Annotated in this window: 25 protein-coding genes; 12 read left to right on the top strand and 13 right to left on the bottom strand. The window is 45.2% G+C overall.

The genetic code is table 11. The features are described 5' to 3' along the window. Positions 1-227: 227 nt before the first annotated feature. The 3 genes from L1028_RS13275 to L1028_RS13265 all read right to left on the bottom strand — a co-directional run bounded on the left by L1028_RS13275 (position 228) and on the right by L1028_RS13265 (position 2,485). Positions 228-1,424: an enolase C-terminal domain-like protein gene (locus L1028_RS13275; RefSeq protein WP_234534543.1), complete on the bottom strand. Its 1,197-nt coding sequence runs from the start codon at positions 1,422-1,424 to the stop codon at positions 228-230. A 147-nt stretch (positions 1,425-1,571) separates the two neighbouring features. After that, complete coding sequence (locus tag L1028_RS13270; RefSeq protein WP_234534541.1) at positions 1,572-1,781, bottom strand: hypothetical protein; 210 nt, start codon at positions 1,779-1,781, stop codon at positions 1,572-1,574. Positions 1,782-1,999: 218 nt separating this feature from the next. Then, positions 2,000-2,485 (bottom strand): GyrI-like domain-containing protein, encoded by a 486-nt coding sequence (locus L1028_RS13265; protein WP_341482540.1) that lies wholly within the window; start codon positions 2,483-2,485, stop codon positions 2,000-2,002. A gap of 158 nt (positions 2,486-2,643) precedes the next feature. Here L1028_RS13265 and wrbA point away from each other — a divergent pair, with 158 nt between their 5' ends. Next, complete coding sequence (wrbA, locus tag L1028_RS13260; RefSeq protein WP_234534539.1) at positions 2,644-3,285, top strand: NAD(P)H:quinone oxidoreductase type IV; 642 nt, start codon at positions 2,644-2,646, stop codon at positions 3,283-3,285. Between the two features lie 84 nt (positions 3,286-3,369). On the opposite strand, the gene L1028_RS13255 is transcribed toward wrbA, so the two are convergent. From L1028_RS13255 to L1028_RS13235, 5 genes are all read right to left on the bottom strand, one after another. Next, positions 3,370-4,368 carry a Gfo/Idh/MocA family protein gene (locus L1028_RS13255; protein WP_234534537.1) on the bottom strand — a complete coding sequence of 333 codons (999 nt, stop codon included), beginning with the start codon at positions 4,366-4,368 and terminating at the stop codon, positions 3,370-3,372. A 44-nt stretch (positions 4,369-4,412) separates the two neighbouring features. After that, positions 4,413-4,766 (bottom strand): DUF1648 domain-containing protein, encoded by a 354-nt coding sequence (locus L1028_RS13250; protein WP_234534534.1) that lies wholly within the window; start codon positions 4,764-4,766, stop codon positions 4,413-4,415. 34 nt (positions 4,767-4,800) lie between these two features. Continuing rightward, positions 4,801-5,127, bottom strand: coding sequence for a nucleoside triphosphate pyrophosphohydrolase (locus L1028_RS13245; RefSeq protein ID WP_234534532.1), 327 nt, complete (start codon positions 5,125-5,127; stop codon positions 4,801-4,803). Between the two features lie 37 nt (positions 5,128-5,164). Continuing rightward, a complete protein-coding gene (mutT, locus tag L1028_RS13240; RefSeq protein ID WP_234534529.1) occupies positions 5,165-5,560 on the bottom strand; it encodes an 8-oxo-dGTP diphosphatase MutT in 396 nt (131 codons plus the stop codon). Positions 5,561-5,728: 168 nt separating this feature from the next. Then, positions 5,729-6,442 (bottom strand): YceI family protein, encoded by a 714-nt coding sequence (locus L1028_RS13235; protein WP_234534527.1) that lies wholly within the window; start codon positions 6,440-6,442, stop codon positions 5,729-5,731. A gap of 149 nt (positions 6,443-6,591) precedes the next feature. Between L1028_RS13235 and L1028_RS13230 the strand changes: the two genes are divergently transcribed. The 4 genes from L1028_RS13230 to L1028_RS13215 all read left to right on the top strand — a co-directional run bounded on the left by L1028_RS13230 (position 6,592) and on the right by L1028_RS13215 (position 10,888). Continuing rightward, a complete protein-coding gene (locus L1028_RS13230) occupies positions 6,592-7,272 on the top strand; it encodes a response regulator transcription factor (protein WP_042193322.1) in 681 nt (226 codons plus the stop codon). Continuing rightward, positions 7,260-8,675, top strand: coding sequence for a sensor histidine kinase (locus tag L1028_RS13225; RefSeq protein ID WP_234534525.1), 1,416 nt, complete (start codon positions 7,260-7,262; stop codon positions 8,673-8,675). The genes L1028_RS13230 and L1028_RS13225 overlap by 13 nt, the downstream gene beginning before the upstream one ends. Positions 8,676-8,744: 69 nt before the next feature. Next, entirely contained in the window at positions 8,745-9,236 is a 492-nt protein-coding gene (locus L1028_RS13220) for a hypothetical protein (protein WP_234534523.1), read from the top strand. 194 nt (positions 9,237-9,430) lie between these two features. Beyond that, a complete protein-coding gene (locus L1028_RS13215; RefSeq protein WP_234534521.1) occupies positions 9,431-10,888 on the top strand; it encodes an amidase family protein in 1,458 nt (485 codons plus the stop codon). A gap of 86 nt (positions 10,889-10,974) precedes the next feature. On the opposite strand, the gene L1028_RS13210 is transcribed toward L1028_RS13215, so the two are convergent. Then, positions 10,975-11,532: an SLOG family protein gene (locus tag L1028_RS13210; protein WP_234534519.1), complete on the bottom strand. Its 558-nt coding sequence runs from the start codon at positions 11,530-11,532 to the stop codon at positions 10,975-10,977. A 352-nt stretch (positions 11,533-11,884) separates the two neighbouring features. Between L1028_RS13210 and L1028_RS13205 the strand changes: the two genes are divergently transcribed. Continuing rightward, complete coding sequence (locus tag L1028_RS13205) at positions 11,885-12,136, top strand: hypothetical protein (RefSeq protein WP_234534516.1); 252 nt, start codon at positions 11,885-11,887, stop codon at positions 12,134-12,136. Between the two features lie 74 nt (positions 12,137-12,210). Here the strand turns inward: L1028_RS13205 and L1028_RS13200 are convergent, their stop codons facing one another. Continuing rightward, complete coding sequence (locus tag L1028_RS13200; RefSeq protein ID WP_234534514.1) at positions 12,211-14,241, bottom strand: beta-galactosidase; 2,031 nt, start codon at positions 14,239-14,241, stop codon at positions 12,211-12,213. 119 nt (positions 14,242-14,360) lie between these two features. On the opposite strand from L1028_RS13200, the gene L1028_RS13195 reads away from it, so the two are divergent. The 4 genes from L1028_RS13195 to L1028_RS13180 all read left to right on the top strand — a co-directional run bounded on the left by L1028_RS13195 (position 14,361) and on the right by L1028_RS13180 (position 17,356). Beyond that, entirely contained in the window at positions 14,361-15,194 is an 834-nt protein-coding gene (locus tag L1028_RS13195) for an AraC family transcriptional regulator (protein ID WP_234534512.1), read from the top strand. A 661-nt stretch (positions 15,195-15,855) separates the two neighbouring features. Then, a complete protein-coding gene (locus L1028_RS13190; RefSeq protein WP_234534509.1) occupies positions 15,856-16,137 on the top strand; it encodes a response regulator in 282 nt (93 codons plus the stop codon). A 171-nt stretch (positions 16,138-16,308) separates the two neighbouring features. Then, positions 16,309-17,208, top strand: coding sequence for a helix-turn-helix domain-containing protein (locus L1028_RS13185; protein WP_234534507.1), 900 nt, complete (start codon positions 16,309-16,311; stop codon positions 17,206-17,208). A gap of 13 nt (positions 17,209-17,221) precedes the next feature. After that, the gene (locus L1028_RS13180) at positions 17,222-17,356 is read left to right on the top strand and encodes a helix-turn-helix domain-containing protein (protein WP_234534504.1); all 135 of its coding nucleotides are present in this window, start codon (positions 17,222-17,224) and stop codon (positions 17,354-17,356) included. Positions 17,357-17,455: 99 nt separating this feature from the next. On the opposite strand, the gene L1028_RS13175 is transcribed toward L1028_RS13180, so the two are convergent. Both L1028_RS13175 and yicI read right to left on the bottom strand, forming a co-directional pair. Further along, positions 17,456-18,589: an SGNH/GDSL hydrolase family protein gene (locus tag L1028_RS13175; RefSeq protein ID WP_234534502.1), complete on the bottom strand. Its 1,134-nt coding sequence runs from the start codon at positions 18,587-18,589 to the stop codon at positions 17,456-17,458. Between the two features lie 157 nt (positions 18,590-18,746). Beyond that, a complete protein-coding gene (gene yicI, locus L1028_RS13170; protein ID WP_234534499.1) occupies positions 18,747-21,068 on the bottom strand; it encodes an alpha-xylosidase in 2,322 nt (773 codons plus the stop codon). Positions 21,069-21,195: 127 nt separating this feature from the next. Between yicI and L1028_RS13165 the strand changes: the two genes are divergently transcribed. Continuing rightward, positions 21,196-22,086 (top strand): AraC family transcriptional regulator, encoded by an 891-nt coding sequence (locus L1028_RS13165; RefSeq protein WP_234534497.1) that lies wholly within the window; start codon positions 21,196-21,198, stop codon positions 22,084-22,086. Between the two features lie 104 nt (positions 22,087-22,190). Continuing rightward, positions 22,191-22,949: a hypothetical protein gene (locus tag L1028_RS13160; protein ID WP_234534495.1), complete on the top strand. Its 759-nt coding sequence runs from the start codon at positions 22,191-22,193 to the stop codon at positions 22,947-22,949. A 98-nt stretch (positions 22,950-23,047) separates the two neighbouring features. On the opposite strand, the gene L1028_RS13155 is transcribed toward L1028_RS13160, so the two are convergent. Continuing rightward, complete coding sequence (locus L1028_RS13155; protein ID WP_234534493.1) at positions 23,048-25,117, bottom strand: class I SAM-dependent methyltransferase; 2,070 nt, start codon at positions 25,115-25,117, stop codon at positions 23,048-23,050. Positions 25,118-25,241 lie beyond the last annotated feature (124 nt).

Below are 25,241 nucleotides of genomic sequence, written 5' to 3'. Positions count from 1 at the left end.
AAGAAGAAAAAGCCATTACATATGCTTTAGTGTCTCTGATTTACTGACCGAAAAGTAAAATAGTTTGACGCATATCTTGCATGTAAGAAGTAGTGCGAATTGAAAAACGGCAAAGCCTTATTTCTTCAGCTTTGCCGTTTTTATTTTGACTTAGTTTTTTCACTTCTTTTTCATGGTATATAAATTCCTGCCATCTGTATCTGTAATAAATTTTAGACCCATAGCTATTAAGGTCGGGCGGAAGTTCCATCCGGTAGACGAGCTAGTGTCCAAGCTGGAACCACGTTCTCACATGGGAATTTGGCAGCCATTTTCTCATCCATATCAATACCCAAGCCTGGTTTCTCATTCGGGTACACATATCCGTTTCTGGATTCAGGTATACCAGAGAATACTTCGTGAATTTCGTCTTTAAAACCGTTCCACTCCTGAATGCCGAAATTGATGCTACTGACATCCAAATGTACGTTTACTGCATGCCCTACCGGGGAAACATCGCCAGGACCGTGCCATGCCGTACGAATACCATAAGCTTCACAAAGTGATATCATCTTTTGGGCTGGTGTTATCCCGCCGATTTGGCTTACGTGGATACGAATATAGTCAATCAAACGTCCTGAAATCAACGGCATCCATTCGTTCGGATTGTTAAACAATTCACCCATCGCGATAGGTGTTGTCGTGTGCTGACGGATCAGTTTAAACCATTCAATTTGCTCTGGAGGTAGTGCATCCTCCAAATAGAACAACTGGAATTTCTCTAGCTGCTTAGCAAAGCCTACCGCATCGATTGGCGTCAATCGTTCATGACTATCATGGATCAACTCTACTTCCCAGCCTATTGTGCTTCGTAAATGTTCAAACATTTCAATAATGCCTCTCATATATACCTTAGGGTCATAGTATACACCATCCAACGCATTATCCGGCTTCACGATCTTGTGATCACGTCCACCGTACAATCCCATTTGACAGCGAACATAACGGTAGCCCTCTTCCAGGCAGGCGCGCACGTTTTCCCCCACTTCTTCTTTGCTGTTGCCATCAGCATGCTTATATATTGCTGCACCTTCGCGACACTTCCCGCCAAGCAGTTGATATACTGGCAGTCCAGCAATTTTCCCTTTTATATCCCACAAGGCCATATCTACTCCGGACAAAGCATTATTAAATTCCGGTCCATTTCTCCAATATCCGCTAACCATTGCCGTCTGCCAAATATCTTCAATGCGTTGCACATCCTTACCGATCAGGAATGGCTTCAAGTGGTCTTCAATAGCCGATGCTACAGTCAAATAACGCTGTGTAAATGTAGCACAGCCCAAGCCATGCAAGCCGGGCTCGGAAGTCTCAATTTTAACCACAACCAGATTAATCCCCTCTGGAGCAGTCAGTATTGCCTTAACATCGCGGATAATAATCATATAATTCCCTCCCTTATCCGTATATCCATTTCCACTTTTACATCCTATACTGACCAACTGCGAATAAATTACTTTATCAGAACGGTACAAGGCTACATTATTTATCAAACTTGCTCATGCGTTCACTTCTTTCACTTTTAAATTACATTACATTTTAAAGGTATCACACAAAAGCCTCACGCTTGGATAGACAATGGTTATACGTTTAGAGAGGTAAATGACCGAAGATTGGAAATATTTCATCTTGTTAACTTTTTCTTGAAGTTGACGGCTTATTTCTTTCAATTGTGCCTCTAGTTCACGTACTCGATTCACGCTGGCTGCCGGTTCATACTTTCGTTCTCGATACTGGCTCATCCTAGATGCAGGGTGCTTTTTGGGATGTTGAGCTCTTCCGCATACTTTCAGTGGCTCCTCTTAGTTCTGCCTCTGCGAGTACATCTCCATATAATATGAAGGTCCACCCTTCACCCTCGCCCGAGGCATTCAGCTCATCACACGAAAAAAGGACTGCCTCCCGGCAGCCCCCAAATCCGCGCAAACATTTATTTTAGCTAAAAAATCTATCACCCGATCTACTCAATCGCAATATAAATCTCAATCTGCGTATTAGCAGGATCAAAATTCCGCGAATCGTAAATTTCAAAATCTCCGGTGTAAGTTCGTACCTCTGTAGATGCCTCAAAATACGCCCAAATCTCCCCCCACGCTTGCGCGACCACTTCGAATACCGGACCCTTTTTCGTTGTAAAAACCATGTATTTGCTCTCCGGAACAGCCGCACTCACGATGCCGCTATCCGCTAAATGTCTCTCCACAGCGACTTCATGCCCAATCACAACGGTATATGCACCCGACGCATCACTCTCATAATCTGTATACAAAGCATAGATATACTCAGGCTTAACCGTATCCATCTGCCCCGCAATATTACTCTGAAAATACGTTTCCCACAGCCGCGATAAGCCCCCATCGGGACCCATTTCCACTTCGTTTGTCGTACGTATGCTAACCCCAGCCAATGTCATTTTCGGTTTTTGTGCAAAATAGGTATTCATCATTCTAATCATTCTCCCTCATTTCCTGTGATTGAGTTCAGTATACACAGGGGAAGTGGACATCTGTCTGTCCAGTTAGAGCAGAATTATCGATTTGGGTTATAAAAGCATCAATGGGGTAATGAATAGTATGGAACTACACTCGAAGGGAATGACTCAGCATGTTAAAAATTAAATTAGCTGTCATCTACTACAGTGCCACAGGAACTAACTACCAGCTAGCACAATGGGCCGCGGAAAGCGCCGAGAAAGCGGGAGCTGAGGTAAAACTGCTGAAGGTGCAGGAGCTGGTTCCCGAGGATAAAATCGCGGCAAATCCGGCCATGAAGGCCCTGGCTGAGAAGACAAAAGATATCCCTGTTGCAACACCTGATGATATTGTGGAGGCAGATGCGATTATTTTCAGTTCTCCAACCCGTTACGGTAACATTGCTTCTCAAATGAAGCAGTTCATTGATACAACCGGAGGGGTATGGGGCAAAGGACTCACGGTAAACAAAGTCGTCAGCGCCATGAGCTCAGCACAGAATCCGCATGGCGGACAGGAAGCTACGATCTTGGCACTCTACACATCGATGTATCACTGGGGAGCGATTGTCGCTGCACCTGGTTATACTGATCCCGTCACATTCGGTGCGGGGGGCAACCCGTACGGAACAAGCGTCAGTGTGGATGGAGACGGTAAAATGATCGAAGAGCAGGGTCGGATCCGTGACGCTGTTTTTCATCAAGCGAAGCGCACGGTTGAAGTGGCCGGCTGGGTCCAAGCAGGCAAAAGTAAAACCGCCAATAGTCAGAACTAGACTTCCACCTATCATTCGATATAGCAAAACACCCCTCGGAGCTACCTTAGTAGCATGTAAACCGAAGGGTGTTGTTTATTTTATTTACTCTCCAGGATACTTAAGACCCCACTGTGCACGTATTTGATCCAGCAGTTTCAGAATCGCTAACGATTCATCCAATGTCATCACCGGACTCTCTGTAAGCCCTGCCTGAAGACAACGTCCTACTTCTTCTGCTTCAAAACAATATCCGATAGAAGCTCGATCATCCACAAAGCTCTCTACCTTCTCATCCCCTATATAGAGCGAAGCAGATTTCGGGTTCACTAACGTCCCTTCAACAATTATACGGCCCTCTGTTCCAAACACATGCGCTTCCTCCAGCATATTAAGACGAATGCCGCCGTTCAACGAAGCCGTCTTCCCATCACCATAGGACAGCAGCATGGAGAAATGCTCATCCACTCCAGTCTCACCAATATGAACCGTACTGGATATAGATTCAGGATTAGGCCCAAACACCGTCGAGGCAAAAGAAACCGGATAAATCCCAACATCCAGCAGCGCGCCCCCGCCCAGCTTCGGATTCAGCAGTCTGCTTTCCGGATTCCAGTCGGTGCGAAATCCTAAGTCTGCCCTCACCAAACGAACATCACCGATTCTACCCTCGGCGATCCATTCTCTAACCTTCACAATCGCCGGGATGTAGCGACTCCACATGGCCTCCATCAGGAACAGCTTATGATCTCTAGCGTAGGCCACCACTTCTTCCAATTCTCCGCTATTCACGGTAAAAGGCTTCTCACATAGGACAGCTTTGCCTGCACGTAGCGCCAATAATGCATTGTCTTTGTGAAAAGGATGTGGCGTTCCAATATATACCGCGTCTACATTCGGGTCATTTACCAATTCCTCATAGGTAGCATAGGCATGTGGTACTCCATGATCCCTCGCGAATTTATCTGCACTTTCCTGTGATCGCGAACCCACGGCATATGCCACACCATTGCTGGCATGAGCTAAATCAGTAACAAACTGATGGGCAATCCAGCCTGTACTGAGAATTCCCCATCTTACCTTGTAAGCGTTATCTATTTTCATTTGCATGTTCCTCCTAATCCTTTTGCTAAGTCTCTTTAATTCTATCAGACCATTCTAATAAATGTATAGGAACTGATGCCAGCAAACACCACCGTCACCACCAAAATAGCAATATTCCAGGTCCTGCTCAAAGCCGCTGAATGCTCGTTAGAGCTCTGAATAAACGCTTTTTGCAAAAGGAACTGCAGGAGTTTCATGATTATAAATCCCAAACATCCAAGCCCGCTTTGCAAAACAACCTCCAGACTAGACTTACTTACAAATCTATCAGCCATGTTCCCATCGTAATGGATCGGGACCCTATCAGGCATTTTGGAATATAGGAATAGATAAATAGCTACAGGAATCAAGGCTACCACACCGCTTAAGATCATCATCAGTTTGGTTTTGGACAACATGAATAACCTCCTTATACGGAACAATAATCTCTAGTTATTCTCCTTCCACTTCAATCAAAAATATCCGATCCTTAAAGCCACCACGACGTTCAGCTTTCTCCGCACGAAGCTCCTCCAGCTCTGCGCTATTACTTCCATGTGTCTCCGCCAGCGCTTGAATTACTTCCAGCATGTCAGCAAGCTCCTCTATAGCTTCTTCCTTACTCACTGCCCGAAAATATTCCTCCGACTCTTCTTTCAATTTTTTACGTAGTTCAGTTATGTATTCTTCGGGCTCTAATATCCTTGTTGTAAAGTCTTTACCTTGAGAAGCTATCAGGTTGGGGATTCCGTCACGCACTAGCTTTTCATATACGGGCACTTAAGTTCTTCCTTTCTATTTGATGTTCAGACTGCCTTCACACTTGATCTGCCCCCACCATTAGCCGTTCTACAAAAGGAATATCTGCAGGAGCAAAAGTGAACTGACCGAGTGCAGCTGGAAACACCCACCTATATTCATCGTGATCAACAAGTTCAATTACACCTCCCAGATATCGGGCTTTCCAAGCAAACAGTCTGATCTCGACACTCCCATAGTTATGCTCGTTCACGCCAAAGCTCTCATAGGGCAGGATTGTTATCCCCATCTCCTCGTGAAGCTCTCTTTGTAGACAATCTGCGATGCTCTCATCCTGCTCTATTTTGCCGCCAGGAAACTCCCACAGACCTGCCTGAGATTTGCCTTGCCTGCGCCGGGCAATAAGAAGCTGTCCTTCCTCATTATGTATAATCGCTGCCGCCACCTGGATCACAAGGAACACCTCCTTTATTGCTAATTATTAGACAGATACTTCTATTAAAACATACATTTCATTCCAAACCAAAGAGACTCTCCCAAAAGCTATTAGGCCCGGGAAAGTCTCTTCCGTACAGTTTCTCTATAAATTCACAGCAACATCTTCCTTACGGAAAGACTGCTTCTATTTCTTCAACACAAGCTCTAATCGAACCTCAAGATTGTTCTCCGTACCCAGCACAACGGTGTGTGGATTACTTAAGCCAAAGTCAGAAAAGGCCACTGTTGTTGTACCCGACAGCATCAGCTGTCCACCACTGTACGCTGCTTGAGACTGGAAGGTAACGTCCTTTTCCACACCCTTCACTGTAAGCGTCCCTTGCATTTCAACCGGCACAGTTGCTCCTTCGGTCCATTCTGCTGGCAGCTCCGAGAATGATTTCACTACAAACGTAGATTGTGGAAATTCCGTAACGGCTAGGAAGTCTTCCCCCTTTACATGCTCATCTCTTTGACCATTGCCAGAGTCCAGAGCGCTCATATCCACAGTTCCTTCCCCAGCCATCGAAGTAGAATCTTCTATATTAACTTTCCAGGTACCTTGAACTTTGTTATCTACGAAGTTGACTGTTTCTTTAGAGGTGGTTACCGACCAATATACTTTAGAAGTGTCCGCAACCGTCCAGTTACCGTTTAATTGTTCGGCTGTGACCGTCGCACCTGCTGATGCGCCAGTGTTATTCGTGCTTTCTCCATTACCTGCTGTTGAGGCTTGCCCTGGAATCACGGACTCGATCTGTACATTATTGCCCAGCGATTTATCCAGCAATGTATAACCTGTGACTACTCCTACGATAATGACTCCGGCCGCGATCAAGGCTATTCTTTTTCTCTTCATCCTGTTCCCTCCAATATTCAAAATATTCTCTATATTTTCAAGCTCGTCCCTCATTCTAGCAAAGCAATATGTCGGGAAGAAGTCAGAGCAGAGCGAGCTATGATGTGTTAAACTTGTCGTAATTTTATTGATTGGAGGACCACCACATGATGAGATCTATTCTAATTGTTGAAGATGAGGAAGCTATCTCCAGGGTCCTCAGTGCTTATCTGAAAAAAGCAGGCTTCCATGTCACCCGTGTAGCCGACGGACGTGCTGCGCTGGAGTCTTTTGCTATAACACCTCCCTCATTAGTATTACTCGACATCATGCTGCCAAACATGGACGGCTTTGAACTGCTAAAGCTGATCCGTGAAAAAAGCAGCTGTCCCGTGATCATGCTCACCGCAAGGGACGGGATCAATGACCGTCTAGCCGGTCTCGACGGTGGTGCGGATGATTATATGTCTAAGCCCTTTATTCCTGAAGAAGTGGTGGCACGCGTGAATGCGGTGTTACGCCGTCCTTCGCAGTGGTCCGATGGTAGCCGCAAACGGCATTATGGCAGTTTGTTTATCGACTTTACTGCACGAGCTGTCTTTTTAAACGGGGTTGAGCTGAGTCTTAGTCCACGCGATATGTCGGTCATGTTATTTCTGGCTGAAAGACCTAATCAAATATGTACTCGCGAGCAATTAATAGAACATGTCTGGGAGATGGATTACGAAGGAAGTGACCGGGCCGTGGACTTGTCTATCAAAAGACTTCGCCAAGCGCTGTCGCATTGGCCAGTTGATGAGGGGGAAATCCGTACCCTGAGAGGGACAGGATATCAATTATGGACAACCTAAAGAAAAGCAGCCCCAAACGTACCTCGATTCTCTCCTACTGGACGATTCGTTACCTGCTCATCATTAGTGTTGGCCTCCTGCTAACTGCGCTAACGACGTTCTGGTGGATCCAACAAGAAGCTATGAGTAACCGGATGCAGACCACTGGATTATTAGCACAGGAGATTGCCGACCGGAGCGTAAATCGTGAGGGTTCCATTGAGATCAGCCAGAATCTTGGAATGCTCATTGAAGACCGAAAACGATTCTTCAAGTTAACCGTAGAAATGTGTGTAATCATTACGGATCAGCAAGATCAGATGCTGTACTCTATGCCGCCTCTAACTGAAGATGAGATGAGGCATAAACTTAATGATAGCCTTAACGATTCTCGCAGCCCGGAGTTCAAAGCTGCAGTAGCGTCCATACAATCGGATGGGGAAACGCTGGGACAGGTGATTGTCCTTCAATCCAAGAAATCGCTGAGGCATATCCCGCAGGAGGAGATCATTTTTTTCTCCGTTCTCTTGTTATTTCTAATCATATTAAGTTGGCTAACCATTTACCTCTTGTCTCGTAAACTGGCAAAACCGATCCAGAAAGTAGCCAAAGCAGCCGCTCAAATCAGCCATGGCCGTTATGATATCGTTCTGGATAAGGACGCCAAAGAACGAGAAATCCATGAACTGATGTTGTCTTTTGAAGAGATGGCAGGCAAGTTACAACAATTTGAGCAGTCCCGTGCGGTTATGTTAGCCGGTGTATCCCATGAACTAAAGACACCAGTAACCTCTATTAAAGGCCTAATCCATGCCGTTCGTGAAGGGGTTGTCGAAGACGATGAAGCTGTGGAATTTCTAGATATTGCTTTGCAGGAAGCTGGACGATTGCAACGGATGGTTGCCGATCTTCTGGATTACAACGCACTGACTGCAGGAATCGTCTCTGTCCGTCACGATCGACTGGATGCCGTGCCACTGTTATCTGAAATCGTGTATCAATGGAAGCTGACACAAGCGGATGAAGTTGCGGAGCCTATGCTCCATATGCCAAGAACTCCCTTATTTTTGTGTGGGGACCCGCTACGTATCCAACAAATCATCGTCAATTTACTTAATAACAGTGTACAAGCCAAAGCCCCAGACCGAATGGTGCAGCTTACAGTAGAGCTACTCGAACAGCAAGGTCATGGCATGGCGGAGATTCGTGTTCAGGATAATGGGCTGGGCATCTCATCGAATCATAGTGAGTATGTCTTCGAGGCTTTTTTCCGAGGTAGCGACAAACAGAGCACACTACGTGGTCTAGGACTCGGCTTAACCTTCAGCCGTCTGCTGGCAGAATCTATGAACGGAAGCCTTGTACTTGAGGAGCACTCCGAGGAAGGCTGCACCTTCGTGCTGTCTTTACCGCTTGATCACTAAAAAATAGTCTGCGGGCCATCGTCATGGTATAATCATGTGCACAATCACACCGAAAACCGGAGGCTGTATATGCTTACTTTTGAACAAAAATTAGCGATTCTCGACTCTTACCCCCAACTGGAACGTAAAAACGTATCCCTTGGGCGCGTGAACTATCACTACGAGGAAAGCCAGCATGATAAGAAAACCGTTGCTTACCACCTGCATCCTAATGGGAATGGTTATGTGTTCGCAGGCTTATTGCGGGGCTATGAGGCAGATGATAAGGGCTTTGTGAATATTCGCGACTACTCGGAGTCCGAGCTGCGGAGTCTGCTGGATGCCTCCATCACCTCACTGTCGATTTACATTCCGGACGCCCCTGTAGCGAGCAAAAGAAAGAAAAAGGCTGCGGCAGCCGCCGACTCACTCTGGACTAATGATGAGGGCCATACACTGACTCTAAAACTTGAGGATGATTTATGGTATGTCTATGCCGACCTTAATCTAGAAATGGCCTTTGAGACCCTTGAAGAAGCTAAAGAATATTTAGCGGAAGAGGGATTTACAGCACAAGGGTAAGCAGGGGTAATAATAACTCCTATCAAAAAAAATAAAAAGAGGTGTCCTAACAGCCATTTGTTTTGGCGATTTGGACACCTTTTTTCAGTTGCACGCTTGCAAAATGTAAGTAAAAAGAAAGCTATCCACCAAACCCAAATTATGGTTAGATGAAGGGGAAGCTATATCCTAAAGGGAAAGAAGCGTGAACGCACATGAGTTTTGAAATCGTAGAAGCCACTATACCGGAGATCCAAGCTGCATTAGAAGCCGGAGAAATTACGTCAAAACAACTAGTTCTCATGTATTATGAACGCATAGCTGATCATGACAAAAATGGCCTGACGATTAACTCTGTGCTGGAGATCAACCCTGATGCATTATTTATCGCAGAATCTCTAGATGTTGAACGTACGATCAAAGGCTCCCGGGGACCCCTGCACGGCATACCTGTGTTATTGAAGGATAACATCAATACCGGGGATAAAATGCATACTAGCGCAGGCTCGCTGGCTTTGGCGAATTCTTTTGCCGGGGAAGATGCGTTTATCGTTACCAAACTGCGTGAAGCCGGAGCAATCATTATGGGTAAAGCCAATATGACCGAATTCGCCAATTTTATGACGAACGGCATGCCCTCTGGTTATAGCTCCCGCGGCGGGCAAGTCCTTAACCCTTACAATATATCTACACCAACAGGTGGCTCCAGTGCTGGTTCTGCGGTAGCTGCCGCTTGTAATTTTTGTACAGTCTCTGTTGGCACAGAAACCTCGGGATCGATCCTTAACCCCGGTAACTTAGGCTCCATTATTGGCATTAAGCCAACCGTTGGACTGCTCAGCCGTTCGGGAATCCTTCCGCTATCCAATACACAAGATACTGCTGGTCCTATGGCCAGAACCGTTCGTGATGCTGTTCTGCTGCTAAACGCAATGCTTGGCAATGATACTCAAGATGCAGCTATGGGAACGAATATAGGTAGAATTCACGAAGATTACACTGTATTTCTAGACGAGAATGGCTTGCAAGGCGCGCGTATAGGTATCCCGCGTGATTATTATTTCGAGGAGCTAACAGAAGAACAACTTGCACTGTTCAATGCTTCCGTAGATAGAATGAGAGAGCTTGGGGCGACCATCATTGATCCTACGGATATTAAGACCGCCCGGGAAATTAGTTATTCTTCTGTGGTATTGAATGAATTCAAAACAGCTTTGAACGCTTATCTATCTCGTTTAGGCCCTGGGGCACCGATGCGAACCTTAAAGGATATTATAGATTTTAACCATGCACATCCTGTGGAGACTTTGAGATATGGCCAAGCTACGTTAATAGATGCGGAATATACCTCTTCCGGCACACAAACCGAACCAAAATATTTGCTGCACCGTGCGACTGACCTAAAACTATGTAAGGAAGAAGGCATCGACGCCACTATGAAGGAGCACAATCTGGATGCTCTGCTGTTCCCCGCCGATTTCGGTGCCAGAATTACTTCCAGAGCAGGATATCCATCCATCGTCGTGCCTTCCGGTTATACATCAGCCGGCGCCCCCTTCGGTGTAACTTTCTCAGCGAAAGCTTATCAGGAGCCTACACTCATCAAGCTCGCCTATGCTTATGAACAAAACTACAAGATGCGAAAAGCACCATCGCTAAAGAGTTTTATCTGATTACTTCTTATATTAAAAGGCCCGTAAAAAACGGTGATGGTCTCATTCACTGTTTACGGGCTTTTATTTCCAAACTTTATATATACTTACTCGTAATCACGCTGATTCTCTTCATCGGCAATATTCTGAATTTCATCGGAGTGAATTAGAAATAACTCATATTCCCCTTCAGCATGCAGCTTCAACGCCCGCTCTTTAAAAAACTTCGGACTCCCCTCCGCTGCATCCTCATCATAAAAGAGCAGTATTCCGTCACTTTTGCGGAACAACAAATCGTCTCTAGCCCGAAACTGCCAGCTACCGTCATAAGGAGCATTACTGACTGCCCCGAAGAAATCCGCACCCGCAATAATACGCCGATATTCGTTCTGCTTTTCTTCTTTCCATTTCTCCTCCTGTCCAGTATGCGCTGTAATGATCCCAAGCTTTAAGTCCGGATATTGCAACTTAAGTTCGCTCACCACCTCGCATGCCCACAGATCCACACCATACTGGCCGGGCGTAATCACCCACTCCACGCCTTCTTCGATCAAAGGTTTTAGTCGGTTAGCCAGTGCCTTTTTGATATAAGGAATCCCTTGATGCTTATTGTCAAAAATACCGAGCTCGTGCGCACGATACCCCGTTACTAGTAAAGTCTTCATGTGCTGCCTCTCTCCTGAACGTTGGCTTATCCTTTAAGTCTACATATTTGTTCATTATATAACATTTGCATACTTTATTTCTTAGGCAAACTTTCAGCTGAAATTAAAAAACTTTCAGAACCGTTTGTTATATTCCTCCTAAACTATCTTCAACCTACTACGGTGGAATAAAAAATGAGAAAGTTCGTACCTGTTCTAATATTGGGAGGTCTACTCGCTTTCTCTATTATCGGCTGACTGCAGCGCGAATTCGGAGGCCGAAGGAACAGCTGCTGCAAATGACCAAGCAGACACAGGTTCATCAGCACAGCAGCCACAAGTAAACGGCGATCAGCAGAATGGGGGCCGCAACATGTCCATTAATTTCGGCAAGATTAAGAGTGTAAGCGATACTACCCTTACCATCTATGCGGATACCAAAATCGTAGCGGTTACCTTCGACAATGGCACGCGTCAAGAAAATTCGATCACCTTAGCAGAACGGAAGGCTGATGATATTATCCAATACACACTTAAATCGGATTCCACTGTGGCGGAGAGCATTACATTAAGTAATGGCAATCCGGGTGGAGCTACTTCAGATGACAGCATGAGCAGCAGCTAATGAAATGCTTCGTAACAAAAAAAGATCTCCGGGGACAAGCTGGGTCCCGGAGATCTTTTTATATAACACACGAATTAGTTCTTATCAGACAAAATCAATACTCCACGAGCTGGCACAACTGCAGAACCGCTAACCTTATTGCCAGTCAGAAGATCCATACGCTCAGTAGCACCAATATCCGCACTCAAATCACCAGTGGTGTGGTTCAGCAAGAATAGGTAGGATACGCCTTCCTTCACACGTTGCACAGATTCGATACCTTCCGGTGCAGTTACTAGCGGCTGAATGTTCTTGTCGGCACACAGATTGGCTAAGAATCCTTTCAAGAATCCTGCTTCTGGGCTGGTAGCCACGTAATACGCTTTACCTTCACCAAAGTTATTCACAGTCAAGGCTGGCATTCCTTTATAGAAATCAGATCCGTACTCTGCCAAAACCTCAGCGCCTTCGGCATGAATCAGATCGCAGAGCAGATCACATTTGTAAGAACCACTCAAATTGCCCCACGCCTTATCCATCACAATCTCATTGCTCATCCCTGGCAGAAGTGCATCAATTTCTTCAGCCCAGATCCCGAGTACGTTGCGCAGTTCCCCAGGGTAGCCACCTACGGTTACGAGGTCGTTCTCATTAACAATCCCGCTGAAATAAGTCGTAATGAATGTACCGCCTGCTTTTACAAAAGCTTCAACCTTCTCAGCAAAACCCGGCTTAACCATATACATCACAGGTGCGATAACAATCTCATATTTGAACAGATTCTCTTCTACACCGATCATATCGGCTTCGATATTTTGTTGGTAGAGTGCATCATAATATTTATGAATTTCATTCACATAATCCAAAGCTACGGATGGTCCGCTTGAAAGGTTGATTGCCCAGCGGTTTTCCCAGTCATAGATAATCCCTACTTTAGCTGCACTACGTGCATCCAATAGTTGATCTCCAAGCTGTCCCAGCTCTTTACCTAGCTCAGCGCATTCACGGAATACACGCGTATGCTCATGTCCGACATGCTCAATAACAGCTCCATGATACTTCTCACATGCACCAATTGAACGACGCAGTTGGAAGAACAGAACAGTGTCTGCCCCACGCGCAACAGCCTGATAACTCCACAAGCGCATAACCCCTGGACGTTTCAAAGAGTTATAGGGTTGCCAGTTCTGCTGGCTTGGCGTCTGCTCCATCAGCATGAACGGTTGTCCATTCTTCAATCCGCGCATGAGATCATGCGTCATAGCTGTAAAGCTGACCGGAGTATCGAGTGAAGGATAGTTGTCCCAAGAAATGACGTCCATATGTTTAGCCCACTCAAAATAGTCCAGTTCATCATAAAAGCCCATCAAGTTAGTGGTAACAGGTACGTTAGGACTGTGCTCCTTAATCGTATCACTCTCAATTTTGTAGCATTCCAGCAAGCTATGCGACATAAATCTACGGAAGTCTAATGAAATACCTTGGAAGTTGGTACGGTTGCCATCCCATTCTTCACTCAGCTCACTAGGCAGTACAATTTCTTCCCAATCATAAAACGTATGTCCCCAAAAACGTGTATTCCACGCTTTGTTTAATGCATCCAGAGAACCATAACGATCCTTCAACCAGACACGGAATGCCGCTTCAGATAAATCAGAATAATCATAGTTACTGAACTCATTCGAAACGTGCCAAGCTACAAGCGCCGGATGATCCTTATAACGTTCAGCCAGCTTTCCTGCCAGCTTCGCTGCAAACTTACGGTAAACTGGACTGTTTGGATTCGAGTTATGACGTCCACCGAACTTACGTTTTCTACCCTTCACATCGACACGAGTCACTTCAGGATAACGATGAGCCATCCAAGCTGGGTGCGCTCCTGTACCTGTTGCCAGACATACGTAAGTACCATTTTTATATAGTCTATCCATTAATTCATCTAGTGACGAGAAATCATAAGTGTCTTCGGAAGGTTGGATCAGCGCCCAGGAAAATACATTAATTGTGGCAACATCGATTCCTGCCAGCTTAAACATACGCTCATCCTCTGCCCATACAGGCGCATCCCATTGCTCTGGATTGTAATCTCCACCGTACCAAATCTTAGGTAATTTATCGTTAATCACACTTCGCACATCCTTTATAGTATAATTATATATATATTGTAATCGGTTAACCTCACGCTATAAATATAAAATAATCTTCCCAGCATATAACAATATGGAACTAAGAGGAGATGGAGTCATTGAAGGGAATCGTGCATCGTAGAATTGTGTTCCCCCATGAGGGTGGACAGGATCTACCTATCACATTAGACAGTATCGGTCACAATCATCAACAGGAAAAGGTATCTCGCTTAGATGGCTACGAAACTTATCATTGGCTCCAAACGGCGTCTGGAGAAGGGGTGATTCATTTTGAGAATAAAAGCTTCTCCCTTCCCGCAGGCAGCGGTGTGTTACTTCTTCCCTATACCCCACATCGCTATGAAGCTTCGGCTGCTAACTGGAGCACCTCTTATTTAACGTTCGGAGGCAGCTCCGCAGGATCTATTCTGGAGACGCTGGGGATGAATATGAATTCTTTTTACCGCTGGGAAAAAGAAGCCCCTCTCTCCAACTTGCTAAGAGAAATACTTGATCAATATGATGCCTCACAGGACATGTTTGGTCTGACTGCCTCCACTGATGCTTATCGCTTTCTGCTTACTTTAAGCAAATATGGGCAACTGCATAACAACACAACGATATCCCGCAATGTGGATAAGCTGCAACCCTTGCTGAAATGGATGGACAGCCATTATGGTGATCCAGATCTCGGACTTAACGATCTAGCCGATCAGCTCGGAGTATCAGGGCGATATCTCAACAACCTATTCATACAAACCTTTGGGCTATCTCCTTATGCCTATTTCGTACGGTTACGTATCCGTAAAAGCAAAGAAATGCTCGTAAGCCAGCCGGATCTTACTGTAAAAGTCATCTCGCAGAGAGTCGGCTTCCGTGATGTTAGCCATTATGTTGCCACCTTTCGCAAGCAGTCGGGGACTACACCGGAGCAGTTTAGACGACTTCACTAATACTCTAAGGTGTACAGCTTAATCGCCTCCTGCGTAGTGAAATGCTACATAAGGTTGCGTATGACAGAGCTCATCGCTGTGTGGATCTCATTAGTATGGGCATGTGTGTCAGTGTAACTGCATTTTGTACACTTAAATCAGCCTGTTCAGCAGAAAATATCCATATAAGTGTATTCTGTGCAGTTATATTCTCGGCATTTGGCTGTGAACCGCGATTCTTCGCATTATAGCTGCACTAAATACAACAAAACCCAATTTATAACCCGAGAACTTTAAATAAGTGTAGAAAGTACAGCTATTCCGTACCACATCAACTGGGATACCTCGACAACTCCCCCGCCCAAAGAGTACATTCAATTGCACTTCATGCAATAGAATCTTCCTTTTTATCTCATTTTGAGCATTCTAATGCACTTCGTGCATTAGAACATGGTAAAGCCCATCAAAATAGGGGATTTTCACTAATTTGATTGCACAAAGTGCAACAGATCTCAAATTCCACCACCAAAAAAGGAATTCTATTGCACAAAGTGCAATCACAAATCTCAAGCACAATCATAAGTACAAGGGTTCAAACACCCAAAGGATAATTCCCTCTCCCCATCAACACTAAGCCATTGAGATCATTCGGCAAGCGAAACCAGCCTTGGTCATTATGGACATGATGATGGAATCCGGTAATGGCGTAGAATTAATGACATGGGTTAACGAATTTGCCGGCAACATCAAATTCATTGTGGTCAGCGGACATAATGATTTCGAGTTCGTGCGCCAGACTGTACGTCATGGTGGAATTGATTATATCCTTAAGCCCATTGAAGCGGAGGCAATAAATGTAGCAATCGCTAAGGCAGTAGCTGCTTGGCGTTCAGAGGAAGCTGACCGTAGCGAACGACAAAAGCAGAACATTCAGCTTAATGAGTTCAAGCCCATCTACGGATAAAAACTGCTATCCGCGCTAATTGATGACCCGATTAACTCGGAATTATGTCTTCGAAGGTTGCGAAGCGATGGCATTATCCCGGAAAACGTCATCTCTTCGCGCCTAATACTGGTGCAGACAGATACAGGAAATAATCTCCTACTTAACCGTTTTGGAGGAGACACCGGTCTCATGAACTACGCTATCGTCAATATCTGTAATGAATTTTTGCAAGGTCAGCGTAAGGGTGTGGCTTTTCGTTACTGGGGAGGTCCTTCGGAGATTGCCATCATTCTATGGGATATCCAAACGTCTGTTGTCGAGCTTATAGGGAGAATTAATCAGGGTATCTACTCTACTTTGCAGGTCCGAATGCATTTCGGAATTAGCTGCATCGGCAGCCTGCCTAAGCAATTATCTTATCAGCGTGCAGAGGTGGCTGAGGCCTTACAGCGTAGAAATTTATTAATTCATGAGGATTACTGCCATTTTTCTACTACCTCCGAAGAATTTAAAGAGCGCAATGAAACCGCAAAGACAGAAATTCAAGGAAATGCATCGCCGGCGATCTTCGCACATGTGAAGGAAGATTGGAAAATGGCGGTCATCAGCGGAAGCTCTGATGTATTATCCGCGGCAGCGCAGCACTGGGTGGACGAGCTTAGCCGATGCGGAATTGTTACACCGGAGATTCTAAACTCGTGGAAGAATGATGCACTCTTATTTCGTTCCCAGTTGGTACGGGAAACGTTAGGTCCTGATGCCGATAGCGCACTAGCCGAGTTAGAACAGGCCGACCAGCTTCACCCAGCTCCTTATACGAACGGTTACTCGTTCTCCTTATTTGCTTGGCGTGACTGGTCATTTGATCTGATGGAGCGAATATCAGAAGTGATAGCCGCTAAACAAGCTAAAGAAAGCAATCCTATGCATGATATCGTGAAATATATCGAACTCAATTATGCCTCTGATCTATCCTTACAGGAGATTGCCGGAAAGTTCTTTGTTAGCCGCGAATATATTTCACGCCGATTCAAACAGGAATACAGCATTAATTTCTCCGATTTCATCGTTAAACGTCCAGATAGATAAAGCTAAATTGCTTATGCAGAACCCTCGTCTAAAGCTGTCGCAAATTTCCGAAATGGTTGGGTTTCATGATGTGAAGTATTTTAGCAAGGTATTCAAGAAACAGGTTGGTGTATCACCCAAGGACTATCGGAACCAGTTTAAAATTTAATTAATAACACGCTACGAGAAAACGGTTGTCTCCTTTATGGAAGACAACCGTTTCTCGTAGAAATATAAAGATAAAGTATAGCGTGAAACTTATATATTCTTATATTTTTAAAAAGGCGTCCGCGACCGTCTTACCGGCTATGCCGTTCGGATGCGGGTCGTCTGTTCCACTCATAAACTCTGGTCTGATCCGTTGATCGTCTGGTGCAGGCAATGACAATAGGCATGCTATATCAAACACCCGGCTCACACCTATAGGCGGATTAGACAAAATCTCACGATTCACCTTGCGCCAAGTTTCTTCTCTTTCACCCTGAAAATTGAACGGTGGCACCGTACTTAGAATAATACTAGTTTCAGCATTTGCCCCCTTGATCTTAGAAATAATGGTCTGCAAATCACCAAGAAGCTCGTCCGCCGAACGGCAACCTATATCAATATCATTTACTCCGAGTACGATCATCACTTCATCACTTTGCTTAGTTTTGTTTAGCCATGGACCATCCGCGGCGACATCATAAGCTCTAGCCCAGCCAGAGCCGAGATTCCATACACCAATATCCGTGCCAAGGCCATCAGTAATTCTCGCGACCCAATATTCGTACTCATCCTTTAATGTCCGCACACCTTGAGTAATCGAATCCCCCAAGAATACTAGTTTCTTGGTGACAGATTTCCTATACCCAATGAAGCTTGGCAGTACTAAAAGATTATCAGACGCTGTAAAACCATCGGCTGATTGCTGTGCGGCAAGATTTCCGGGCGCGTCATAAGCTGTAGCCAACATCCCTTCTACATTGAAAGGAATCGATTTACCTGCAGTGAGTGTCTTAATCGTCCACGTAAACGCCAAGTAATGATCCTCCGGTAGAACAATGCTTGTCTCATCACTCCAGAAACATTCGCCAGCCGCAACGGTTTTTGAGGCTTTTCCCTCAAAGGTAAGCGCATGCTGTGTATTTTCAGTTACCGTTCCGTCTGGTACTGTTCCTCCGTCAGCGATATAAGCTGTTTCGATAACCCAGTCGCCTCCAGGTTCACTGCCTACAGCTTCTTGCCCTTGATCCCATGTAGAATCCACCGCGTTGCTATGCCAGAACTTTAACTTCAACGTGCCATTTTCCCTTAAACGAATATAAGTCCGGAAGGTATGCGTAAACGGTTCTTGCCTATTCATTATAAAATTCGCGGCAGTTGAAAGAACCGTTGCTGAGGTATATTCCGTCTGGTTCAATACTCCACTTCCCTTTGTTAATTAGTATCCATAACGTTTCCCCCGTTATTCAGTAAGATTGTAACACTAAAACCTCTCCAATAAACCAAGGGGACAGATCATCCACCCAGTTTACAAGAGAGGTTATGGCTATATCAATATGCTTTAAGAAACAATCTTATTTCAATGTGATCGTAAACGATACGGTTTTTGCACCTGCGTTTACTTTTACTGTAGTTTCATCTACTTGCTCTGCACCTTCTACAGAAGCGATAGCTCCCAGATCTTTAAGGGAAAGCGAGAATTCTTTACCGCTACCTTCCGCAGTAACTGTTACCGTACTGCCTTTACGGTCAGCCTTCACAGTCAATTCAGGAGCACCTTTGAGATCACGAACGGTTGCAGAAGTCGTAGTGCCATCTTCAAGTGAATACAAGCCGAATTTCACGCCATTCGCATAGTCGTAATCCGGTTTGTTATCCACACTGCCGATTGCCATCAAGGAATTCTGGCGAACGAATAGTGGCAGGCTAAAGAAATCATACTTCTCTTTGCGCCATGATCCGCCTTGCACGGTCTCACCAGTAAGCAAGTGAGTCCAGCGACCAGCCGGCAAGTAGTACTTCGCTTCGCCGTTTTCTTGGAAGATAGGGGCTACAAGCAAGGATTCACCTAGCATGTATTGACGATCCAACACTTCGCAAGTAGGATCTTCCGGGAATTCCATAACCATAGCCCGCATAGAAGCCCAGCCATGTTCATGAGCCTGTCCTGCTACATCATACAGATAAGGCATCAAGCTGCATTTGAGTTTGGTGAAGTAGCGAGTGACATCGCAAGCTTCATCATCATAAGCCCAAGGCACACGGTACGAAGTGCTACCATGCAGACGGCTGTGACTGGACAATAGTCCAAACGCCAACCAGCGTTTGAATACATGTGCCGGAGCCGTGTTCTCAAAGCCACCGATATCATGACTCCAGAAACCGAAACCAGACAATCCTAGAGACAATCCACCGCGAAGGCTCTCTGCCATGGATTCATAATCTGCGTAGCAGTCACCGCCCCAGTGAACTGGGAACTGTTGGCCACCGGCAGTTGCAGAACGTGCGAACAATGCCGCTTCATTTTTACCAAGCTTCTCTTCTAACACTTCAAATACAACCTTGTTGTACAGTTGAGTGTAATAGTTGTGCATTTTCATCGGATCAGATCCGTCGAAGTAAACTACATCTGTAGGAATACGCTCGCCGAAGTCTGTCTTGAAGCTGTCTACGCCCATATCCACCAAATCACGCAGGTAGCCGGCATACCATTCACAAGCCGCAGGGTTGGTGAAGTCCACCAGTGCCATACCTGCTTGCCACAAATCACATTGATAAACGTCACCGTTAGGTTTTTTGAGCAGATAACCATTCTTCTTACCTTCTTCAAACAAGCGGGAACGTTGCCCGATATAAGAGTTGATCCATACGCAGATCTTCAGCCCTTTATCTTTCAGGCGTTTCAGCATGCCTACTGGGTCAGGGAATACACGCTCATCCCACTGGAAATCGGTCCATTGATATTCACGCATCCAGAAACAATCGAAATGGAATACGCTCAGCGGCAGATCGCACTCTGCCATACCATCTACGAAGGAGTTTACGGTTGCTTCATCGTAGTCGGTAGTGAAAGAGGTCGTCAGCCACAGGCCGAATGTCCATGCTGGCGGAAGTGCAGGTTTGCCAGTAAGTGATGTATAGTTGCTGATAACTTCCTTGATGGTAGGACCATCAATCACGAAGTATTCTAAGCTTTCTCCAGCTACGCTGAATTGCGCTTTTTTCACTTTTTCCGAAGCGATCTCATAAGAAACCAACTCAGGATGGTTAACAAATACACCATAGCCTCTGCTGCTTACATAGAAAGGAACATTCTTATAAGCTTGCTCGGAGCTAGTTCCACCGTCTTTGTTCCAAAGATCTACGGTCTGTCCATTCTTTACAAACGCGGTAAAACGCTCACCCAAACCATATACGAATTCACCTACACCGAGATCCAGCTCTTCACGCATATACGTGTTGCCGTCTTGATCCGTGATATAAGCCATTGATTTGTAACCGCTGCCTGTAATTCTCTCGTCGCCGCGATAGAAATCCACAGCCCATTGCTGGCCTTTGCGAATCACTACACGAAGTCCGCCGCTGATCAGCACAGTCTCCGAATCGGTTTCTTCAATCTTAACGTGATCTCCTGTACCTTTCGTGAGTTCGAAGACTGGACCGCGTTCTTGTACGCCATCATGATGAATAATCTTAACCCCTACCACACCAGGAAGCGGGGAATGAAATTTAACAGTAAGCAGGGTTGAATTCAGCGTTGCTGAACGTCCTGTGATTGGAGTTGTTTGAGTAATTGCTGTTAATCCTTCTGGAGTCTTTTCTACAACATAATTTTGAACTGCGCCGTTAATCGTGATACCATCACGCACCAGCCAGAGACCATCAGTAAATTTCATTGTGTACTTGCCACCTTTCAATTTGGTGTTTATAGTTGCATTATACCGATAAAAAATGAACAAAACTAATACTAAATAGCTCATTTATAACACTATTTTGATATTTGATCCGAAAGGAGTGGCATTTATGGACCGTACAACCCAGCGTTTGCTAAAAGAAGACAGAGTCCATGGCGATAGCATGTTTCCGCTTGCAGCTTATTGGATAGAATTGCCTGCTGGAACCCATGTCCTCGACACCCATTGGCATGAAGAAGCGGAGTTTTTTATGCTGCTCGAAGGAGAAATTCTGTTTCAGGTGGATACCGAATATTTCCCACTTAAAGCCGGTGAGGCTGTATTTATCGAGTCCGGTGATATTCACGCTGCCTATGTACTTAACGAAGACACGCCCTGCAAATTTTGTGCGCTCGTGTTTCTTCCTGATCTTCTGGCTAGTGCCCAATATGATACGATTCAGCAGAACACCATCTTACCCCTTCAGGAGAAAAGACAAAGCTTTCCTCGCCACCTAACACCGGCTGTGAAATGGCAACATGAACTTCTCGGGCACTTAGAACGCATGATGGACGCCTACGCTGCGCAATCTCCCGGGTTTGAAGCTTTTATTAAAGGCACGTTACTCATCATGCTCTCGCTGATTGCTCCAGAGGATCGTTTTGTAAACCGCAGCCAGCTGGATGACGCTGATACTACTAAAATCAATCGACTTAAGAAGATTATTCTCTATATTCAGGATAACTATCAGGAGCCTATTCGAACTCGAGACCTATCCGACCTTATCCCTATGAGTGAAGGACAGTTCTGCCGTTTTTTCAAAGAAATGACCCGTAAGACTCCAGTAGACTACATTAACTCATACCGAATTCGCCAAGCCGCCGATCTGCTGCAACAAAGCAACAGAAAAATATCCGACATCGCATTCGAGGTCGGATTTGATAATGTGAGCTATTTTATTAAAGTGTTTCGCAGAGCGATGAAATGCTCGCCTTCGGAGTTCAGGAAGGGGTCCCGTTGACATCTTGCTGATCGACTTAGCTAATGGCTCACTTTATTAATTCTTCCTGTTCATCTACCGATATACTATAGATAGATCTTATCGTCGTAGGAGGAGAATGAGCCATGCATATAACGAGTATGACCTCTGCTATGGGAACGAGACTTAATGTAGCTGTTAGTCACCAAACTAACGATAAAACCATCAATTCAAACAGCAAAACAAGTGGTAGTGGAGACCACTTATCGATAAGCAAATCTGCAAAAGCAGCTTTTCAAAATCAATCAAAAATGAGCGGAATGGTTGATTCACTACTTAAACAAAAACAGAGTATCATCGATAGTAAGAACAGCCTAATTGAAAGAACCACCAAAAACTCATATAACCTTGATTCAATTCAAGATCAACTTAAGGAATTCGATAAACAGCTCCAAACGATTGACCAACAAATTGCGAAGTACACCTTTGAAGAGCAACAAAAGAACTTAGAAAAAGCTCAAAAAGAAGATCCATCGGATGAACCTAAAACCGAGCAAGAGATACAAAACGAAAGATTGAATACGATTGTTGCTATAAGCCAAAATGCTTCACAAATGGAGGTAGTTTCTTCTACCCACTCCAAGATGCATGGCGAGGCAAGAGTTCTGACCAAGGAAATCGAACTGGATGAAGCTCGGTCTACTCATTCTGCAACAGCCAAACGCAAGCAGTTATCCAAAATCGAAGATAGGATATCGGAAATGAACGAAACGTTAGGCGATACCATAAAAGACACCGGAGATAAAATTAAAGATCAGGAACGGACAGAGAAATTAGCCACCTACCAAGAAATCCAGCGTTTAGCCGAAGACTCTGAAAAGTCACAGCTAGAAATACTAATCTAACAAAGACAATATTCTTATATAGAAAAAGCAATCGGACCTCGACCACATCAAAGGGTTTGCCGATTGCTTTTTTATATGCAGATGATGTTATCTTTCAACTATTCCTTCCGAATCACAATAAAGCAGGTGCTGTCCGGCAAGGCTACTTCCTGTCCGCTCTCATCCATGAACCTTACTCTATCACGCAGCGCTTCGGTATAACCTTCTTGCAAGTAATGCCGGAAGACTTCAATCTTTGCCTGCTTTCCTAAAGTCTGATCAATAAATGAGGCAAACTCCGTAGGGGTAAAATAACCAAACTGTTCTTGGACCTCATGAATGTAAGCCTCCTCGCCCCAGGTATACGTATATAAAAATTCCATGGCATCATTAACAGGCATGAGTACTTCTTCTTCCCCTAATCTCTGATACTGAATCTGACGTCCGGCAAAATCCTTCGCATAACGCTCCAGCCATGCCATACCGTCCTCCTCCAGAAAGCGAACTCTCCGCAGCAATGCTGTGGGTTCGGTCATGATCCCATCACGAATAATGATAACCCCACCCACTGACAATACATCAAAAGCACTTCGCAGAGCGGCCGAGACGGTGTCATGATTGAACTTTTTACCATTAAGCGGCACATAAGAATATAGCTCATGCAAAATCGAAGAAAAAATTACCGTGCCCACCGTTCCAGCCTCTACGAAATCTTCAAGGTTCAACGCATCTCCCTGCAGGACCTCCCACTGACGACCTTCCCGTTGCTTGCGCTGCCTCAGAGCTTCCACTACATTGCTCGATATATCAATGCCGATAGGGGTAACCTCTGGCATCCGCTCTTCCAGCAAATCCAGCAGCACACCGCCGCCCGGGCCGATATCCAGAACTTTTTTCCCAATGACATGCTCCAGAATCACAGCCTTATAATCTGCTGTATTATTCATTTGACTTAAGTAGGTATCTTCATTATGAAAACGGTCGAAGGCGTCTCTGCGTAGCTCGAACAGGTCGAATAACAGCAATACAGCACGTTCATACAAGGGTGATTTTTCAGCTTCCATACAGAATTCGATCAGCTTCTCTGCCGCTGCCGAGAATTGGAACTGAAAAAATATCGTGTCTGGCAGATGTTCCTTCGCATATGGACGGAGCATTAGATGAGGATTCTCATCAGGTAAAGTCCCTTTTTCGATATCTTCCCATGTAAGCTCCGATAAATATTTTTCTATAATCCGCTTCTTATAAACATTGATCTTCTTAACACCCTTGTAGTCATAGTAAATGCTGTTCATAACCTGCTCGAAGCTGATATGGCATAGGGGTTCATTCTGAGCCCTTTGAGCTGCAAGCACCATCACCTTCAGAAATTGCTCCAACGAGAAGGTCTGCATTGCAGATTCCACATACCAGAAGATAGTGTTACTTAAAGACTCCAACCGTTCCGCATGGAAGCCTTCCTGTGTCAGCTTTGCCCATTCCGTAGTGAAGTCCTCTCCTCTAGAGATCGGACCTAGCCGCATTCTGCGCAGTCTTTCTTTCATCGGCATTGGACTAGCAAGTTCACCGGATGCAATCAGAGTGATAAGCTGTTTCACTTCATGCTCTACATTCAGCCATAGCTCGGCGGATACAGCTCCGATGATGCAATGATTGAGTACGGTCAGCAAGCGTTCAAGTTCCTCGGCAGTCAGCAACTGTTCTTCTACAAGATCACGAAGCGGCTTATTTACCTCCGGAGGCACCTCCCCACGGATTTGCTGTCCTATAAGTCCATGGGTTTCAATAAGCCGATGAACCAGTGCGCTTTTTTCAGAGACCGTATCACTCAAATGTTTCCCGTATAACTGTGCGGAGCCGATGTTATGTACAAAACAGTTAATGCCTTCCTCCTGCCAAAGTAACCGCTCCTTCAATGTGCCACCCTTAGCTGCTTCTGACCAGATTAATGTTTCTTCCACAAGCTCTTTGATCCAAATCGAACGGGGAAGTTGGTCTAGCAGCTGCAAACTGCGTTCCACATAATCCAGCACGGGATTCCTGTAGTCCAGCTCCTCCAGAGATTCCACACGCTCCAAATTTACAATCTGCTCCTCGGCTTGGACAATAAACTTCAGCCAGAGGTTATCCTCCAAATGATCTTGTATTCCTTCACGGTATAAGGTGATGGCTTCCAACGATTTCAGCATATGCTCCTCCTTCGCTCCAAAGTGGAGACTATAAAGACCTATTATTATATATACACTCCCGTTAATTAAAAAACAGAACCAGGACTCATGAAATAGCCATGTCCCAGTTCTGTTTGCATTCCAA

Source organism: Paenibacillus pseudetheri (assembly GCF_924513355.1).
Classification (GTDB): Bacteria; Bacillota; Bacilli; order Paenibacillales; family Paenibacillaceae; genus Paenibacillus_AQ; species Paenibacillus_AQ pseudetheri.
This window is presented reverse-complemented; position numbering and strand designations above follow the sequence as displayed.

Bases quoted from the DNA above. Each gene is read 5' to 3' on its own strand.
- L1028_RS13215 (WP_234534521.1), top strand. From the start codon at position 9,431: ATGAGTTTTGAAATCGTAGAAGCCACTATACCGGAGATCCAAGCTGCA.
- L1028_RS13235 (WP_234534527.1), bottom strand. From the start codon at position 6,442: ATGAAGAGAAAAAGAATAGCCTTGATCGCGGCCGGAGTCATTATCGTA.
- L1028_RS13250 (WP_234534534.1), bottom strand. From the start codon at position 4,766: ATGTTGTCCAAAACCAAACTGATGATGATCTTAAGCGGTGTGGTAGCC.
- L1028_RS13230 (WP_042193322.1), top strand. From the start codon at position 6,592: ATGAGATCTATTCTAATTGTTGAAGATGAGGAAGCTATCTCCAGGGTC.
- L1028_RS13270 (WP_234534541.1), bottom strand. From the start codon at position 1,781: ATGAGCCAGTATCGAGAACGAAAGTATGAACCGGCAGCCAGCGTGAAT.
- L1028_RS13180 (WP_234534504.1), top strand. From the start codon at position 17,222: ATGCAGAACCCTCGTCTAAAGCTGTCGCAAATTTCCGAAATGGTTGGG.
- L1028_RS13205 (WP_234534516.1), top strand. From the start codon at position 11,885: ATGTCCATTAATTTCGGCAAGATTAAGAGTGTAAGCGATACTACCCTT.
- L1028_RS13220 (WP_234534523.1), top strand. From the start codon at position 8,745: ATGCTTACTTTTGAACAAAAATTAGCGATTCTCGACTCTTACCCCCAA.
- L1028_RS13165 (WP_234534497.1), top strand. From the start codon at position 21,196: ATGGACCGTACAACCCAGCGTTTGCTAAAAGAAGACAGAGTCCATGGC.
- wrbA (WP_234534539.1), top strand. From the start codon at position 2,644: ATGTTAAAAATTAAATTAGCTGTCATCTACTACAGTGCCACAGGAACT.
- L1028_RS13265 (WP_341482540.1), bottom strand. From the start codon at position 2,485: ATGATGAATACCTATTTTGCACAAAAACCGAAAATGACATTGGCTGGG.
- L1028_RS13255 (WP_234534537.1), bottom strand. From the start codon at position 4,368: ATGAAAATAGATAACGCTTACAAGGTAAGATGGGGAATTCTCAGTACA.
- L1028_RS13275 (WP_234534543.1), bottom strand. From the start codon at position 1,424: ATGATTATTATCCGCGATGTTAAGGCAATACTGACTGCTCCAGAGGGG.
- L1028_RS13210 (WP_234534519.1), bottom strand. From the start codon at position 11,532: ATGAAGACTTTACTAGTAACGGGGTATCGTGCGCACGAGCTCGGTATT.
- L1028_RS13190 (WP_234534509.1), top strand. From the start codon at position 15,856: ATGATGATGGAATCCGGTAATGGCGTAGAATTAATGACATGGGTTAAC.
- L1028_RS13185 (WP_234534507.1), top strand. From the start codon at position 16,309: ATGAACTACGCTATCGTCAATATCTGTAATGAATTTTTGCAAGGTCAG.
- L1028_RS13160 (WP_234534495.1), top strand. From the start codon at position 22,191: ATGCATATAACGAGTATGACCTCTGCTATGGGAACGAGACTTAATGTA.
- yicI (WP_234534499.1), bottom strand. From the start codon at position 21,068: ATGAAATTTACTGATGGTCTCTGGCTGGTGCGTGATGGTATCACGATT.
- L1028_RS13225 (WP_234534525.1), top strand. From the start codon at position 7,260: ATGGACAACCTAAAGAAAAGCAGCCCCAAACGTACCTCGATTCTCTCC.
- L1028_RS13155 (WP_234534493.1), bottom strand. From the start codon at position 25,117: ATGCTGAAATCGTTGGAAGCCATCACCTTATACCGTGAAGGAATACAA.